This window comes from Actinoplanes sp. NPDC051388 (genome assembly GCF_055586225.1).
Window position 1 is genome coordinate 358,936 of the sequence record NZ_JBVJIP010000008.1, and the last position, 14,383, is coordinate 373,318.

At 71.9% G+C, this 14,383-nt stretch carries 13 protein-coding genes; 9 read left to right on the forward strand and 4 right to left on the reverse strand.

Translation table 11 applies throughout. The features are described 5' to 3' along the window. The first annotated feature begins 38 nt into the window (after positions 1 to 38). Together ACZ6TI_RS22355 and ACZ6TI_RS22360 are read left to right on the forward strand one after the other, a co-directional pair. Complete coding sequence (locus ACZ6TI_RS22355; RefSeq protein WP_465347027.1) at positions 39 to 650, forward strand: TetR/AcrR family transcriptional regulator; 612 nt, start codon at positions 39 to 41, stop codon at positions 648 to 650. Beyond that, positions 647 to 1,852 (forward strand): glycoside hydrolase family 27 protein, encoded by a 1,206-nt coding sequence (locus ACZ6TI_RS22360; protein ID WP_465347028.1) that lies wholly within the window; start codon positions 647 to 649, stop codon positions 1,850 to 1,852. Before ACZ6TI_RS22355 ends, ACZ6TI_RS22360 begins: the two co-directional genes overlap by 4 nt. On the opposite strand, the gene ACZ6TI_RS22365 is transcribed toward ACZ6TI_RS22360, so the two are convergent. Together ACZ6TI_RS22365 and ACZ6TI_RS22370 are read right to left on the reverse strand one after the other, a co-directional pair. Further along, complete coding sequence (locus tag ACZ6TI_RS22365) at positions 1,827 to 2,168, reverse strand: transcriptional regulator (RefSeq protein WP_465347029.1); 342 nt, start codon at positions 2,166 to 2,168, stop codon at positions 1,827 to 1,829. The genes ACZ6TI_RS22360 and ACZ6TI_RS22365 overlap by 26 nt on opposite strands. Further along, positions 2,165 to 2,851, reverse strand: a complete 687-nt coding sequence (locus tag ACZ6TI_RS22370) for a hypothetical protein (RefSeq protein ID WP_465347030.1) — start codon at positions 2,849 to 2,851, stop codon at positions 2,165 to 2,167. The genes ACZ6TI_RS22365 and ACZ6TI_RS22370 overlap by 4 nt, the downstream gene beginning before the upstream one ends. A gap of 68 nt (positions 2,852 to 2,919) precedes the next feature. On the opposite strand from ACZ6TI_RS22370, the gene ACZ6TI_RS22375 reads away from it, so the two are divergent. After that, positions 2,920 to 3,900: a phosphotransferase gene (locus ACZ6TI_RS22375; protein ID WP_465347031.1), complete on the forward strand. Its 981-nt coding sequence runs from the start codon at positions 2,920 to 2,922 to the stop codon at positions 3,898 to 3,900. Positions 3,901 to 3,998: 98 nt separating this feature from the next. Here the strand turns inward: ACZ6TI_RS22375 and ACZ6TI_RS22380 are convergent, their stop codons facing one another. Further along, positions 3,999 to 4,622 carry a DUF998 domain-containing protein gene (locus ACZ6TI_RS22380; protein WP_465347032.1) on the reverse strand — a complete coding sequence of 208 codons (624 nt, stop codon included), beginning with the start codon at positions 4,620 to 4,622 and terminating at the stop codon, positions 3,999 to 4,001. Between the two features lie 131 nt (positions 4,623 to 4,753). Here ACZ6TI_RS22380 and ACZ6TI_RS22385 point away from each other — a divergent pair, with 131 nt between their 5' ends. The 5 genes from ACZ6TI_RS22385 (at position 4,754) to ACZ6TI_RS22405 (ending at position 11,262) form a co-directional block, all read left to right on the forward strand. Next, a complete protein-coding gene (locus ACZ6TI_RS22385) occupies positions 4,754 to 5,077 on the forward strand; it encodes a YciI family protein (RefSeq protein ID WP_465347033.1) in 324 nt (107 codons plus the stop codon). 7 nt (positions 5,078 to 5,084) lie between these two features. Further along, the gene (locus ACZ6TI_RS22390) at positions 5,085 to 6,977 is read left to right on the forward strand and encodes a DUF6596 domain-containing protein (RefSeq protein WP_465347034.1); all 1,893 of its coding nucleotides are present in this window, start codon (positions 5,085 to 5,087) and stop codon (positions 6,975 to 6,977) included. 11 nt (positions 6,978 to 6,988) lie between these two features. Next, entirely contained in the window at positions 6,989 to 7,732 is a 744-nt protein-coding gene (locus ACZ6TI_RS22395; RefSeq protein ID WP_465347035.1) for a Type 1 glutamine amidotransferase-like domain-containing protein, read from the forward strand. 47 nt (positions 7,733 to 7,779) lie between these two features. After that, on the forward strand, positions 7,780 to 9,162 hold the full coding sequence (locus tag ACZ6TI_RS22400) for a M36 family metallopeptidase (protein WP_465347133.1): 1,383 nt from the start codon (positions 7,780 to 7,782) through the stop codon (positions 9,160 to 9,162). A gap of 150 nt (positions 9,163 to 9,312) precedes the next feature. Then, positions 9,313 to 11,262 (forward strand): caspase family protein, encoded by a 1,950-nt coding sequence (locus tag ACZ6TI_RS22405; RefSeq protein WP_465347036.1) that lies wholly within the window; start codon positions 9,313 to 9,315, stop codon positions 11,260 to 11,262. Between the two features lies 1 nt (position 11,263). Here ACZ6TI_RS22405 and ACZ6TI_RS22410 read toward each other — a convergent pair whose 3' ends face one another. Beyond that, on the reverse strand, positions 11,264 to 12,280 hold the full coding sequence (locus tag ACZ6TI_RS22410; RefSeq protein ID WP_465347037.1) for a LacI family DNA-binding transcriptional regulator: 1,017 nt from the start codon (positions 12,278 to 12,280) through the stop codon (positions 11,264 to 11,266). A 204-nt stretch (positions 12,281 to 12,484) separates the two neighbouring features. On the opposite strand from ACZ6TI_RS22410, the gene ACZ6TI_RS22415 reads away from it, so the two are divergent. Further along, positions 12,485 to 14,377, forward strand: coding sequence for a glycoside hydrolase family 127 protein (locus ACZ6TI_RS22415; RefSeq protein ID WP_465347038.1), 1,893 nt, complete (start codon positions 12,485 to 12,487; stop codon positions 14,375 to 14,377). Positions 14,378 to 14,383: the final 6 nt, after the last annotated feature.

The following is a 14,383-nucleotide window of genomic DNA, read 5'->3' on the forward strand; positions in this document are numbered from 1 at the left end:
TTTTGTCAACCATTTGTTTGATTGCTAGGTTGAGGACTGTGCCTGAGCAGCCCAGACCACGCCGCGCCCCGGCCGGCTCCGACCGCAAGCGCGACGCCGACCGCACCCGCGAGCGGATCCTCGACGCGGCCCTGGTCGAGTTCGGCGAGCACGGTTTCGCCGGCGCCCGGATCGGCGCGATCGCCCGCCGCGCCGGGGCCAACCAGCAGCTGATCTCCTATTACTTCGACGGCAAGGAGGGGCTGCTGCGGGCGCTGAACGAGCGCTGGCGGGCGATGAGCGTCGCGCTGGCGCCGGCCGACGCGCCGCTGGGCGAGGTGATCGCGGGGTTCAGCAACGTCGGCGCGGAACAGCGCAACTGGGTGCGGCTGCTGGTCTGGCAGGCGCTGGCCGGCGACCGCGCGGAGGGCGAGTCGGAGTACCGCAAGGCCATGGTGGACGCGCTGCGCGAGCGGCAGGACAAGGGCGAGATCGCGGCCGATCTGGACCCGGCCTATCTGCAGCTGATCCTCTTCGGCGCAGCACTGGCGCCGACCTTGCTGGCCGACTTCGCGGAGGACTTCACGGGGCTCTCCGCCGGATCCGCGGCCTTCCAGGAGACCTATCGCGAGCAACTCAAGCGGGTCGTCGCCTATTTGGGAGCGCCATGACCGAGACACCGCCGATGGGCTGGAACAGCTGGGACTGCTACGGCACCACGGTGACCGAGGAGGAGGTGCTGGCGAACGCCTCCTTCATGGCCGAGCACCTGCTGCCGCAAGGCTGGGACACGGTCGTCGTGGACATCCAGTGGTACGAGCCGACCGCGCGGGCCGGCGGCTACAACGACAACGCGCCGCTGCTGCTGGACTCCGTCGGGCGGCCGCTTCCGGTGCCGGCCCGCTTCCCGTCCGGCTTCACCGGGCTCGCCGCCCGGATCCACGAGCTCGGGCTGCGCTTCGGCGTGCACATCATGCGCGGCATCCCGCGCCTGGCGGTCGAGCGCGACCTGCCGATCCTCGGCACCTCGTGGACGGCGTCCGAGGTCGCCGACCGGTCGGCCGTCTGCGACTGGAACACCGACAACTACGGCCTCGACCACGATCATCCCGGCGCGCAGGCCTACTACGACTCGCTGCTGCGCCTGTTCGCCGAATGGGGAGTCGACTTCGTCAAGGCCGACGACATGCTCGGGCCCTATCACGAACGCGAGATCGCGGCGTTCTCCACCGCGCTGCGCGGCAGCGGGCGCGACATGGTGCTGAGCCTGTCCCCCGGCCGCAGCCTGCGCCTGTCCCGGGCCGCGCATCTGCGACAGCACGCGGACATGTGGCGGATCTCCGACGACCTGTGGGACCGGTGGTCCGACGTCCACGACCAGTTCGAAAGGACCGCGCGCTGGGCCGCCTTCGCCGGGCCCGGGTCCTGGCCGGACGCCGACATGCTGCCGCTGGGCCGGGTCGGCATCCGCGCGGAGCGCGGCGCCGACCGCCAGACCCTGCTGAGCTGGGACGAGCAGCGGACCATGATGACGCTCTGGTGCATGGCGAGATCACCCCTGATGTACGGCGGTGACCTGCCGACCAGCGATCCGCGCACCCTGGACCTGCTCACCAACGACGACGTGCTCGCCGTGCTGAAGCACAGCGCGGACAACCGCCAGGACCTGCGCGAGGGCGACCTGGTGATCTGGACCGCCGACGCCACCGACCGGCCGGGCGGCTACCAGGCCTGGTTCAACACCGGCGAGGCCCCGCTCGACGTCGACCTGCCGCCGGGGACCGACCTGTGGACCGGCGGCGCCCCGGCGGCGACGCTGCCGCCGCACGGCTGCGTGCTGCTGCACGTCAATCGGTCTGCACCCGCGCGATGAGCAGCTTCAGCCGCTCGACCTCCTCGACGAGCGCCTTCGTGCCGGCCGCGGTGAGCGTGACCCAGGTGCGGCCGCGCTTGCCCGCATAGCCCTTCTCCACCGCGATCAGGCCGGCCTCCTCGAGCACGCTGAGATGCTTGGAGAGGTTGCCGCCGGTCAGCTCCAGCTGGGTGCGCAGATAACCGAACTCGACTCGGCGCGCCTCGTGCGCGATGGTGAGGATGCCCAGCCGGACGCGCTGGTGCACGACCTCGTCCAGGCCGATGACCGGGTGCGCGGGCGAGGGCGCGGGCTGGTCCGGGGCCGCGGCGGTCATCGATGCCACCGGCGGGCCCGCGCGAAGGCGACCGCGCCGAGCAGCAGCACGACGCCGTTGATGAACTGCGGCGTCACCCAGGGCGACGTGAACTCCCCGGGCAGCCGGATGCCGAAGGTGATCGGCACCAGCACCACGGCCAGGTATCCCAGTGCGAAGAACAGCAGGGCAAGATGCCGCTCCAGCCAGGCCAGCACCAGCAGGGCCACCCCGATCGTGCCGGCCGGCCCGATCAGGCGGTCCAGCACCAGCGCCCAGGCCGGCAGGGTGAAGGCCGGGTGGTCGCCCAGATAGACCCGCACCACCAGATAGGCGGTGGCGGAGACGACGGTCAGCGCGACACCGGTGAGCAGGTAGGGCAGCACTCGGGCGCCGAGCCCGCGGGCCCGGGCGGCCCGCACGGCATGCAGCGCGATCGCGGTGTATGCCACCAGCAGCGCGATCGGCCAGTAGATCGCCGCGCCCAGTCGCTCGACCCCGCAGGACCCGCCCTCGGGGACACCGGCGCACTCGGCGCGGATGGAGAGCCAGTCGACCGGGACCGCCAGCAGCGTCACCGCGGCCAGGACCGCCAGCGCGACCCCGGTCACCCGCTGGTCGAGGCGCACCCGGTGAGCCAGGGCGCGGACGTCGGACAGCAGCCGCCGGGCATCCCCGCCGGCCGGCACCGAATCAGTTGTCATGCCAATAGGTTTCCACAGCAAACCTGTTTCCGCTAGTAGAATTGCGGTCCTGTGATGGGATACGCCGCATGGTCGAATCGCGGACGCCGGTGCTGGAGATGCTGTGGGAGGCGCAGGACCCGCGCCAGGTGCTCGACGGACGGTTCGGGTTCAGCGACGGGCCGGCGGCGGGCCGGTGGATCGCCGCCACGCTGGACGAGCAGTGGGGCGTTCGCATCGACTTCTGCGAGCGGATCGTGATGAGCGGCGGCAACGCGCTGGCGTGGGTCGGCACGCCGTCCGGCCGGCTGCTCGCGAAGTGGTCGACGGTGCCCGAGCGGTTCCCCCGGCTGGCGGCGACGGCGCGCCTCACGAGCTGGCTTCACGGCCGCGGGCTGCCGGTCTCGGCGCCGGTTCCGGCGCGGGACGGCCGTCTCCAGGTCGAGGTCGGCCGGGTCTCGATCGGCGTGCAGCGCGTGATCGCGGGCGACCTCCTGAACACCGCCGACGTCGCCCAGGTGCGGAAGGCCGGCGCCATGCTGGCCCGGCTGCAGGACGCGCTGGCCGCATACCCGAACGCCGATCGAATACCCGCGCGCGCCGGCCCGGTCAGGCCGTTGCGGACCTGGGTCACCGAGTGGCTCGACTCCCGCGCCGGTCATCTGCCGGCGGTGGCTCGCGACACGCTGCGCGGCCTCGTCGCCGGCGCGCCATCCGACCCGCTTCCCCGGCAGCTCGTCCACTTCGATTTCCGCTCCGCCAACGTCCTGTGTGATCGCGGTGAGATCGTCGCGATCATCGACTTCGAGGAGGCCCGGCACGAGTACCGGGTCTTCGAGCTGGCCCGCGCGGCGGTCCTGCTCGGCACCCGCTACCACAACTGGGGGCCGGTGCCGGCCGAGGTTCGCGCGGAATTCCTCGCCGGCTACGAGTCCGAGCGCCCGCTGACCCCGGCCGAGTCGAGCTGGCTGGAGATCCTGCTGCTCTGGCAGGACCTGGAGATGGTGCCGCCCGGTGACGACCCGACCGGCTGGGGACCGTCGGCACTGAGCCGGCTGACCCGGACCTGACGGAAGGCCGGCTCGCCCGGACCTGACGGGCGGCCGGCTGATCCGGACCTGACGGGCGGGAGTCGTGGCGGCCCGGCCGCACCGGGCCGCCGGTCGGCTCAGGCCGAGGGGGCAACGGTCCCGGCCGGAACACCGCGCGGTGCGAGCGAGACGAAGCACATCGCGGTGATGGCCCCGACGGCGAGCGTCACCGTGCCCAGGGCCCCGCCGGTCGCGGCCCACAGGTTGCCGGCCAGCAGCGCGGTGCCGGAGACCACGGCGGCGATCGCGAGACCGCGGCGACCGGACCTGGCGAACGACCGGGCGAGCAGATAGCACGCGGCGATCAGCGCGTTGAAGGTGAGCGTGCCGGCCACCATGTGCCCCACGCTGTGCCAGCTCATCGGCGCCGGGGTGGCGGTGATCGGGTCCATCACCAGCACGCCGGCCGCGATCATGCCGAGGCCGGCGACGCGGACCAGCCGGGACGCCCAGACGCTGTCCGGCCGCAGACTGCCCGCGCCGAGCACGATCAGCACGCCGGCCAGGACGAAGTTGGCGATCTGCAGCCAGCCGAGCGAGCCGGTGCTGAGCATGCTCAGCGGGTGCTGCCGGATGTCGAAGCCGTCGCGGGTGAAGGCCTGGGCGAGCGAGACGGTCGCCCAGAGCGGGCCGCTGACGGCCAGCAGGGTGGTCCGGCTCGGGGCGCCGACGGTACGGGTGGAGGTGGTGATCGCGGTCATCTCGGGCTCCTCAGGTGAGTGTTTGCCCAGACGTCGTTGCGCCGATGTGACAGGTAATGCTCGAATTACCTGTCACATCGGCCGTTCGACGCTGGGGCAGAGGAAACACCGACCGACCGAGGGAGATCGACATGCGTTACCTGATGATGCAGAGCGCCGGCGGCAGCGAGCCCACCGAGCAGCTGTTCGCCGACATGGCCGCGTTCGTGCAGGAGCTCAGCGCCTCCGGCGTGCTGCTCGCCACCGGCGGCCTGGACCCGGCCGGCTTCAAGATCACGTCGAGCGGTGCCGAGATCTCGGTGATCGACGGCCCGTTCACCGAGGCCAAGGAGGCGGTGGCCGGCTTCGCGCTGATCGAGGTGCAGTCCAAGGAGGAGGCGATCGAGCTCGGCCGCCGCTTCCGCAAGATCGTCGGCGACGGCGAGAGCACCGTGCAGCAGGTCTTCGGCCCGTGACCCGGCCATGACCGACGCTCGCGCCACCATCGGCGTGGTCTGGAGGCAGGAGTCCGCACGCATCGTCGGCGGGCTCCTGCGGCTGGTCCACGACGTCGGGCTGGCCGAGGAGATCGCGCAGGACGCGCTGGTGGCGGCGCTCGAGCAATGGCCGGCGCAGGGGGTGCCGGACAACCCCGGCGCCTGGCTGACCGCGATCGCGCGGCGCCGGGCGGTCGACCACATCCGCCGGTCGCAGCGGGCCGGGCGTACCCATCGTGATCTTGCGGTCTTGCAGGCGGACGACGAGCAGGTGGCGGAAAGCGGCGACGATGTCCTCCGGCTGATGTTCATCTCCTGCCATCCGGTGCTGCCGGCCGAGGCCCGGGTGGCGCTGACCCTGCGCGTGGTGGCCGGGCTGAGCACCGCCGAGATCGCCCGCGCGTTCCTGGTCGCCGAGCCGGAGATCACCCGCCGGATCGCCGCCGCCAAACGCGCGCTGGCCGCCGCGGAGGTGCCCTATGAGATGCCCGCCGGCGACGCGCTCGCGCCCCGGCTCGCGTCCGTGCTCGAGGTGGTCTACCTGGTCTTCAACGAGGGCTATTCGGCGACCTCGGGCGACGACCTGATGCGGCTCGACCTGTGCCTGGAGGCGCTGCGGCTGGGCCGGTTGCTGGCCGGGCTGGCGCCGGGCGAGGCCGAGGTGCACGGGCTGGTCGCGCTGATGGAGATCCAGCAGTCCCGGTCGGCGGCGCGCACCGGGCCGGCCGGCGAACCGGTGCTGCTGCACGAGCAGGACCGGGGCCGCTGGGACCGGCTGCTGATCAACCGCGGTTTCGCGGCGATGCTGCGGGCCCGCGCCTGCGGCGGCCCGCCCGGGCACTATCTGCTGCAGGCCGCGATCGCGGTCACGCACGCGCAGGCGGCGACCGCGGCGGACACCGACTGGCGGCAGATCGCGTCGCTCTACGAGGTGCTGGTGCGCCTGCTGCCGACGCCGATCGTGCGGCTCAACCGGGCGGTCGCGGTGGGTTTCGCGGACGGGCCGGCCGCCGGGCTCGCGCTGGTCGACGAGTTGCGGACGGATCCGCAGCTCAGCGACTACCACCTGCTGCCCGGCGTGCGTGGTGACCTGCTGCTGCGGCTGGGCCGGGTGCCCGAGGCGCGCGCCGAGCTGGAACGCGCCGCGTCGCTGACCGGCAACGCGGCCGAGCGCGACTTCCTGCGCCGGCGCGCGGCCGCTCCCCCGGCCGCCGGTCCGCTGCTGGGCCCGGCCGCCGACGAGTTCCTGGCCGGCCTTTCCGTTGCCACCGCGCGGTCCTACGGACAGACCCTTCATCGGGTACGCCGTGCGCTCGGCGAACGAGCGCCACTGTCCACCCTCACCGCCGCCGCGGTGGCCGACGCCTTCGCCCGGTCCTGGCCGTCGGTGTCCGCCCGCTCGTGGAACCGGCACCGGGCCGCGGTGCGGTCGTTCGCCTCCTGGGCCGGGCTGCCGGATCTGACCTCCGCGGTCCCGGTCCGCAGCGTCTCGCCCGCGCCGCGGCCGCCGGTCACCGCCGCCGCGCCCGACCGTCCCGGCGTGTCTCTGCGCGAACGCGTTCTCTGGCTGCTGCTGCACGAGTCCGGCGCCCCGATCGGCGCGGTGCTGGCCCTGAATGTGGAGGACCTGGATCTCGCCGATCGCCGGGCACGTTCGGGGGTGGGCTGGCGCTCGCGGACCGCTGCCCTGTTGCCGGAGTTGCTCGCCGGGCGCACCCGAGGACCGGTCTTTCTCTCCGACCGCCGCCCCGGGCCGTCGCGGACGCCGGGCGCGGCCGACCTCTGCCCGGAGACCGGCCGCCGGAGGCTGTCCTACGAGCGTGCCGAATACCTCTGCAAGCGGGCCACCGGGCACACTCTCGGCCGATTCCGGCGCTAGTGTCGGGCGGCATGAGAGCTCTGCTGACCTCGTCCGGTGTCACCAACCCCAGCATCGAGGGTGCACTGGCCGACCTCCTGGGCAAGCCGATCGCGGAGTCCACCGCCCTGCTCATCCCCACCGCGATCTACCCGTTTCCCGGCGGGCCCTACATGGCAGCGCGGGCGCTCAGCGGCACCGGCCACTCGCGGCTGTCCGGACTGGGCTGGAAGTCGCTGGGGATCCTGGAGCTGACGGCGCTGCCGCACATCGAGGAGGACGCCTGGGTGCCGACCGTCCGGGAGGCGGACGCGCTGCTGGCGTGGGGCGGCGACCCGCTGTTCCTGGCCGAGTGGCTGCGGCGCTCCGGCTTGGCCGACCTGCTGCCGACGCTGCGCTCCGAGGCGGTCTATGTCGGAGTGAGCGCCGGGAGCATCGCCGCCACCGGCACCTTCGTGGAGACCTACACCGAGCCGCCGCGCGGCAAGGACGGACCGCTGAAGTCGGAGCACGTCGTCTTCGCCACGCCCGAGGGTGACGTCGACCGGATCCTGGTCACCGGGCAGGGCGCCGGATTGGTCGACTTCGCGGTGATCCCGCATCTGGAGAACCCGGGCCATCCGGACGCGTCGCTGCCGAACGCGAAGAAGTGGGCGGCGCACATCCCGGTGCCGACCTATGCGATCGACGACGAGACCGCGATCAAGATGGTGGACGGCGTCGTCGAGGTCGTCTCCGAGGGGCGATGGAAATTGTTCCAGCCCCGACCCGCATAGAGTCATTTGCATTCGTTGCCGGAGGGTCTAGCGTGCCCGGGGTGAAGATGACATCTCGGGTCATGGTCCCCCTGGTCGTGGCCGGCATGGTCGCGGCGACCGCGATACCGGCCGACGCCGCGCCGTCCGTCCCCGACGACCTGCGCCAGCTCCAGGTCCGGCAGTCGCTGCTCGGCACGCACACCTGGTACCAGCAGATGCACCAGGGCATCCCGGTGGTCGGCGGCTACTACGCCACGCACACCGCGGGCGGCAAGGAGACCGTCACCGACCGGCGCCAGCCGGTGACCGGGCTGGCCGACACCTCCGCCGACATCAGCGGCGACCGCGCGAAGTCCGCGGTGGAGGGCCGCCTCGACGAGCGGCCGGCCAGCGCCGAACTCGTCGTGGTGCCCGGCTCCCCCGCCAAGCTCGCCTGGATGACGCTCACCCGCACCCCCGGCGGCACCACGAAGACGCTGCTGGACGCGGGCTCCGGCGCGGTCCTCGACGAGGAGAAGACGATCAAGGAGGTCGACGGGCGCGGTCGCGTCTTCGACCCCAACCCCGTGGTGAGCCTGCAGGACGAGTCGCTGACCGACCTGGAGGACGCGGACGACCCGGTCTTCGGGCCGGCCTATCGCGACGTCAAGCTGGTCAAACTCGACCGGGGCAAGACCACGCTGCAGGGCGCCTATGCCAACAACATCAGCGAGGACCCGGTCACCGCGGCGGATCGGGTCTACGACTTCAACCGGTCTGAGCCCGGCTTCGAGCAGGTGATGTCGTACTACAACATCACCCAGGCACAGGCGTACATCCACCGGCTCGGCTTCGCGGACGTGAACAACGAGCCGCAGGACTTCATCACCACCGGGTTCACCGACGACAACTCGTTCTACGACGACTCGGTGGACTCGATCACCTTCGGCACCGGCGGCGTGGACGACGCCGAGGACCAGGAGGTGATCTGGCACGAATACGGGCACGCGATCCAGGCCGACCAGGTGCCGGACTACGGGCTGTCCGAGGAGGCCGGCGCGATCGGCGAGGGCTTCGGCGACTACTGGGCGGTGACCATGTCGCAGGCGACCAGCCAGGACACCACGGTCACGCCGGCTGCCTGCGTGATGGACTGGGACGCCACCTCGTACACGTCGGAGGAACCGCACTGCCTGCGGCGCACCGACGGCGAGAAGGTCTATCCCGACGACCTCGACGGTGAGGTGCACGACGACGGCGAGATCTGGTCGCGGGCGCTGTGGGACATCAACGGCGCGCTCGGCCGGCGGGCCGCCAACCGGGTGATCCTGGAGGCGCAGTTCTTCTTCCCGCCGGACGTCGACATGCCGGAGGCCGCCCGGCTCACGGTCGTCGCCGCGCGGGCCCTCTATGGCGCCCGCGCCGCGACCAAGACGGAAGGCGCCTTCCAGGCGCGAGGCATTCTCTGATCGATCCACACCGAGGTCGGTGCCCCCGGGTGGGGGCACCGACCTTTTGTGAACGGTTTTCGCTTTTCTCATGACAATTACCACTGTGGTCGATGTCTGCCGGGTCTCCAGACTGGAGCTTCCACAGAGGTCCACCATTGAAGGAGCGGCATGACCGACCGCCGGCTCGCCCTGGTGGTCGCGGTCGACCGGTACGACGATCCGGCCCTGCACGAGCTGGCCGGCCCGACCGCCGACGCCGACGCGCTGGCCGAGGTGCTCGGCGATCCCGGCCTGGGCGGCTTCGAGGTCGACGTGCTGCGCAACGCGCCCTCGGGCGAGATCGGCCGGCGCGTGGAGTCGCTGCTCGCCCGGCGCGACCGGTCCGACCTGGTGCTGCTGCACTTCTCCTGCCACGGCATCAAGGACGAGACCGGCGAGCTGCACCTGGCCGCGACGGATACCCGGCCCGACCTGCTCGGCTCCACGGCGGTGGACGCCGCCTGGGTCAACCGCCTGATCCAGCGCAGCCGAGCCCAGCGCGTGGTGTTGTTGCTGGACTGTTGCTATGGCGGCGCCTTCGAACGCGGCATGATCCGGTCCGGCGGCGACATCGACGTCGGCGACCAGTTCGGACAGCGCCACCTGGGCGAGGGCCGCGGCCGGGTGGTGATCACCGCGTCCACCGCGATGGAGTTCGCCTTCGAGGGAGCCCGGCTGGCCGGGGGTTCGGCGGCTCCCTCGGTCTTCACCGGCGCCCTGGTCGAGGGCATCCGCAGCGGCGACGCCGACCGCGACCAGGACGGTCAGGTGTCGCTGGACGAGCTCTACGACTTCGTCTATGACCGGGTGCGCGACGTGACCCCGAACCAGACCCCCAGCCGCTGGGCCTTCGGAGTGCAGGGCGACATCTATGTGGCCCGCAACCCGCACCTCCGGGTCCCGCCGGCGGCGCTCCCGCCGGAACTGCTCGACCTGGCGAAGCATCCGGTCGCGGCAGCCCGGGTCACCGCGGTGCGCGAGCTGGCCCCGATCGCCGAGGGTGCAGACCTGAAGAAGGCCGCCGCGGCCTTCAGCGCTCTGCGCGAGATGACCGACGACGACAGCCGCATGGTGGGTCTGGCCGCGACCGAAGCGCTGGCCGAGGCGGAGGTCCGCCTGTCCGCGTCCGAAGTCGACCTCGGCGAGACGACGATCGAGGCGCCGGCGGTCGTCCGCGAGGTCGAGGTGCTGGGCGGTCCGCTGGCCCTGGCGTCGACGGTGCAGGCGGGTGCGACGGTGCGGGCGCGGCTCACCGGATCGACGCTGAACCTGAGCTGGGATCCGCGCGCGGCAGGCGACCTCGACGACACCGTCACGTTGACCGGCCCGGCCGGCACCGCACAGCTTCGGGTGATCGGCCGCGCGATCATTCCCCCGGCACCGGCCGAACCGAAGCCTCCGCCCGCACAGCCGGCCGCGGCACCGGCACCGCCGGAGCCGCGACCTGTCGCCGCGCCGCCGGCGCCCACGCTCGGCTCCACGACCAGCGACGACTTCCATCGACTCCGCACGGCCGGGTTGTGGGTCGTTGCCGCGATCACGGCGATCGCCTTGATCGCCTGGGTGGTGAACCGCGACACCGACACATCCGCCGAGCCGGACAACGACCTCGCGAGCACCGCCCCGACGACGACACCACCGACACCGCAGGGCCCGCGGAACTACGCGGCTCTGCTGTCGATGATTCCGACTTCGATCCGGGCCACCTGCACGGAAGAGAAGCTCGCGAAGCACAGGACGGCGGTCGCGAACTGCGACGGAGGCTATTTCCAGCTGTGGGTCACCAAAAAGGAGATGGATGCCTACCTGTTGGCGCTCACGGCCGGCGAAGGCGACTGCTACGAGGCGCCGCCGAATGACGGCCGGCGGACAACGCTGCCGGATGGGCGGGCGGGTTACCTGACCTGTGGTCAGTTCACGCCGAGCACAAAAGGATCCAAGCCTGTCTACTTCGTGGAGTGGAGCCTCGACTACCTCCTCCTGACCGGCGGGGCGGTCTCCGAACAGGGCGCGAAGGCCGAAGCCTATGTGGAGGTCTACAACAGGGCGCTGGACCTGCTGGCCCAGTGCCCCGCGTAAGTCAGGATTCCCGCACGACCAGGTGGCTGGGGACCACGTGGGTGCCGGGCGCGGAGTGGCCGTCGATCGCCGCCAGCAGCAGGTCGCCGGCCCGCCGGCCGATCTCCTCGAGGCCCAGGTCGACAGTCGTCAGCGGGGGCCGGGCGGCCTCCGCGATCACTCCCCAGTTGTCCACGCCGACCACGCCGACCTGCGTCGGCAGTGCGACGCCGAGCTCGCGCAGCCCGTCGAGCACGCCGCGGGCGAGCACGTCGTTGCCGCAGAACACACCGTCGCAGCCGGGATCGGTGCGCAACACCTGGGCCACCGCGAACCGCCCCCACGCCTCCGTCCAGCTGCCGAACAGCGGCTCGCCGACCAGTTCCAGGCCCTGCTCGGCGAGCGCCTCGACGGCGCCGGTCGCGCGCTCGCGGGCGGACGCGTGCGAGGGCGGGCCGGTGATGTGCGCGATGCGCCGGCGGCCGGTGCGGACCAGATGCTCGATGGCGAGGCGGGCGGCGCCGTTCTCGTCGCTGACCACGCTGCAGTCGTGCGGGTCGCTGCTCGGGCCGAACGCATAGACCACCGGGACCGGCAGGTGCTCGCTCAGCGGCTGCCGGGCATCGGTGCGCCGGCCGGCCACGATGATGCCGTCGACCTGGCGTTCCAGCAGTTTGCGCAGGTGATGACGCTCGCGGATGGGGTCGTCGCGGCTGTCGCAGAGGAAGGCGATCATCTCGCCGACGCCGAGGGAGTCCTCGACGCCGCGCATGACCGGGATGCTGAACCGGCCGTAGCTGTCGGTGGTGATGATGCCGACCGTGAAGGTGCGGCCGGTGATCAGGCTGCGCGCGATCGTGCTGGGCGCGAAGCCGAGCTCGTCGGCGGCGGCGCGGACCCGGGCGCGGGTCTCCTCGCGCAGGGTGCCGCGGCCGTTCAGCGCCTTGGAAGCGGTGCCCAGCGAGACGCCGGCCAGCGCGGCGACATCCGCGATGCCGATCCGGCGGGTGGCGGCCCGGGGGCCGGCTTCCTGTGTCATCGGGTCCGTTCCTGGGTCTGGCGTCAGCGACTCGTGAAGAGTATTCCGGAAAACCTTTTCCTCGCTCCCACCGGGGCGAGAACGGGCGTTCTCAACTGGGAAACGTCGTCAGCGTAACGCCCCTTGACCGAGGCTACCGGCCCTCCTAGCTTGATTTTTGAACAAGCGGTTTCCTAACTGTTTCCGTGCTCGGAGAGGCCCCAGGTGAACCTTCAAACCAAAGACGTTTCCGGCCCGGTGGTGCTGCGCCGGCCGGCCCGGCTCGCCCCGCTGCCGCTCAGCTCGGCCCGGCTGGCCCCGGAGTCGTTCCTCGGCGCCTGGCAGGAACGCAACACGGCGACCATCCAGCACTGCCTGGAGAACGTGGAGAGCACCGGCGCCGTGCGGAACTTCCGCCGGCTGGCCGACGCCGGTCCGGACGGCCCGGCGGGCACCTTCGCCGGGCCCTGGTTCATGGACTCCGACCTGCACAAGACGCTGGAGGCGATCGGCTGGGAGAAGGGCCGCAGCGGCTCCGAGAAGTGGGACGACGTGCTCGCCGAGATCGCCGGCCTGTTCGAGAAGGTGCAGGAACCGGACGGCTACCTGGACACCTTCGTGCAGGGCTCGCCGGGCGAGGAGCGCTTCACCCACCCGGAATGGAGTCACGAGCTCTACTGCGCCGGCCACCTGATCCAGGCCGCCGTCGCCCTGCACCGCGGCGGCGCCGACGAGCGTTTCCTGGCCGTCGCGCGGCGGGTGGCGGATCTGATCGTGCGGAACTTCGGCGACGACGGCCGGGCGATGGTCGACGGGCACCCCGAGGTCGAGACCGCGCTGATCGAGCTCTACCGGGTCACCGGCGAGCCTTCCTATCTGCGCGCGGCGGAACTGCAGATCGAGCGGCGCGGGCACCGCTCACTGCCGCCGGGCCGTTTCGACTCGTCCTATTACCAGGACCATCTTCCGGTACGCGAGGCCACGGAAGCGATCGGCCACTCGGTGCGCCAGCTCTACCTCGCGGCCGGCGTCACCGATCTGCATCTGGAGAACGGTGACGAGTCGCTGCTGCACGCGATGGAACAGTTGTGGGACAGCGCGTTCGGCAGCAAGGTCTATCTGACCGGCGGGCACGGCTCCCGGCACCGCGACGAGGCGTACGGCGACCCGTTCGAGCTCCCGCCGGACCGGGCCTACGCGGAGACCTGCGCGTCCATCGCGGCGCTGCAGTGGGCCTGGCGCATGCTGCTAGCCACCGGGCAGGCGCGCTACGCCGAGGAGATGGAACGCACGCTGCTCAACGCGATCGCCGCCGCCACGGACAGCTCGGGCAAGGCGTTCTTCTACTCCAACCCGCTGCAGCTGCGCACCGGTCACGACGGCAGCAACGAGGACGCACCCAGCGAGCGCCTGCCCTGGTACGCCTGCGCCTGCTGCCCGCCGAACCTGGCCCGGCTGCTCGCCTCGGTGCACGGTTACGCCGCCACCTCGGACGCGTCGGGACTCCAGTTGCAGCTGCTGACCGCGGGCACGTTCGCCGGCCCGTCGCTGACCGCCGAGGTGGAGACCGGTTACCCGTGGGACGGCGACGTCGTGGTGACCGTGCGCGGCGAGGGTGAGCTTGCCGTGCGCGTACCGGTCTGGGCGGCGGGCGCCTCGGCGACCGTGACCGGCGGACGGATCCGGACCGAACCCGAGCCCGGCGGATATCTTCGAGTGTCCTGTTCGGACGGTGCCGCGGTGCGGCTCAGCCTGCCGATGACCCCGCGCCTGGTCCGCGCCGACGAGCGGGTGGACGCGGTCCGCGGCTGTGTCGCGGTGCTGCGCGGGCCGCTGGTCTACTGCGTCGAACAGGCCGACCTGCCCGCCGACGTCCTGGTCGAGCAGGTGCGGCTGGATCCGGCCGCGCCGATCGCCGAGGAACACGTGCCGGGCGACGTCGCCCCGGTCCGGCTGAAGCTGTCCGCGGTCGCGCGCCCGCACCAGCCGGCGCTCTACGCGCCCTACGCTCCGGCCGCTCCGGCCGGCGACATTCCGATCACCGTCACCGCGATTCCCTACCACTGGTGGGCGAACCGGGGACCGAACGCCATGCGCGTCTGGCTCCCACTCGTCTGATTCCTC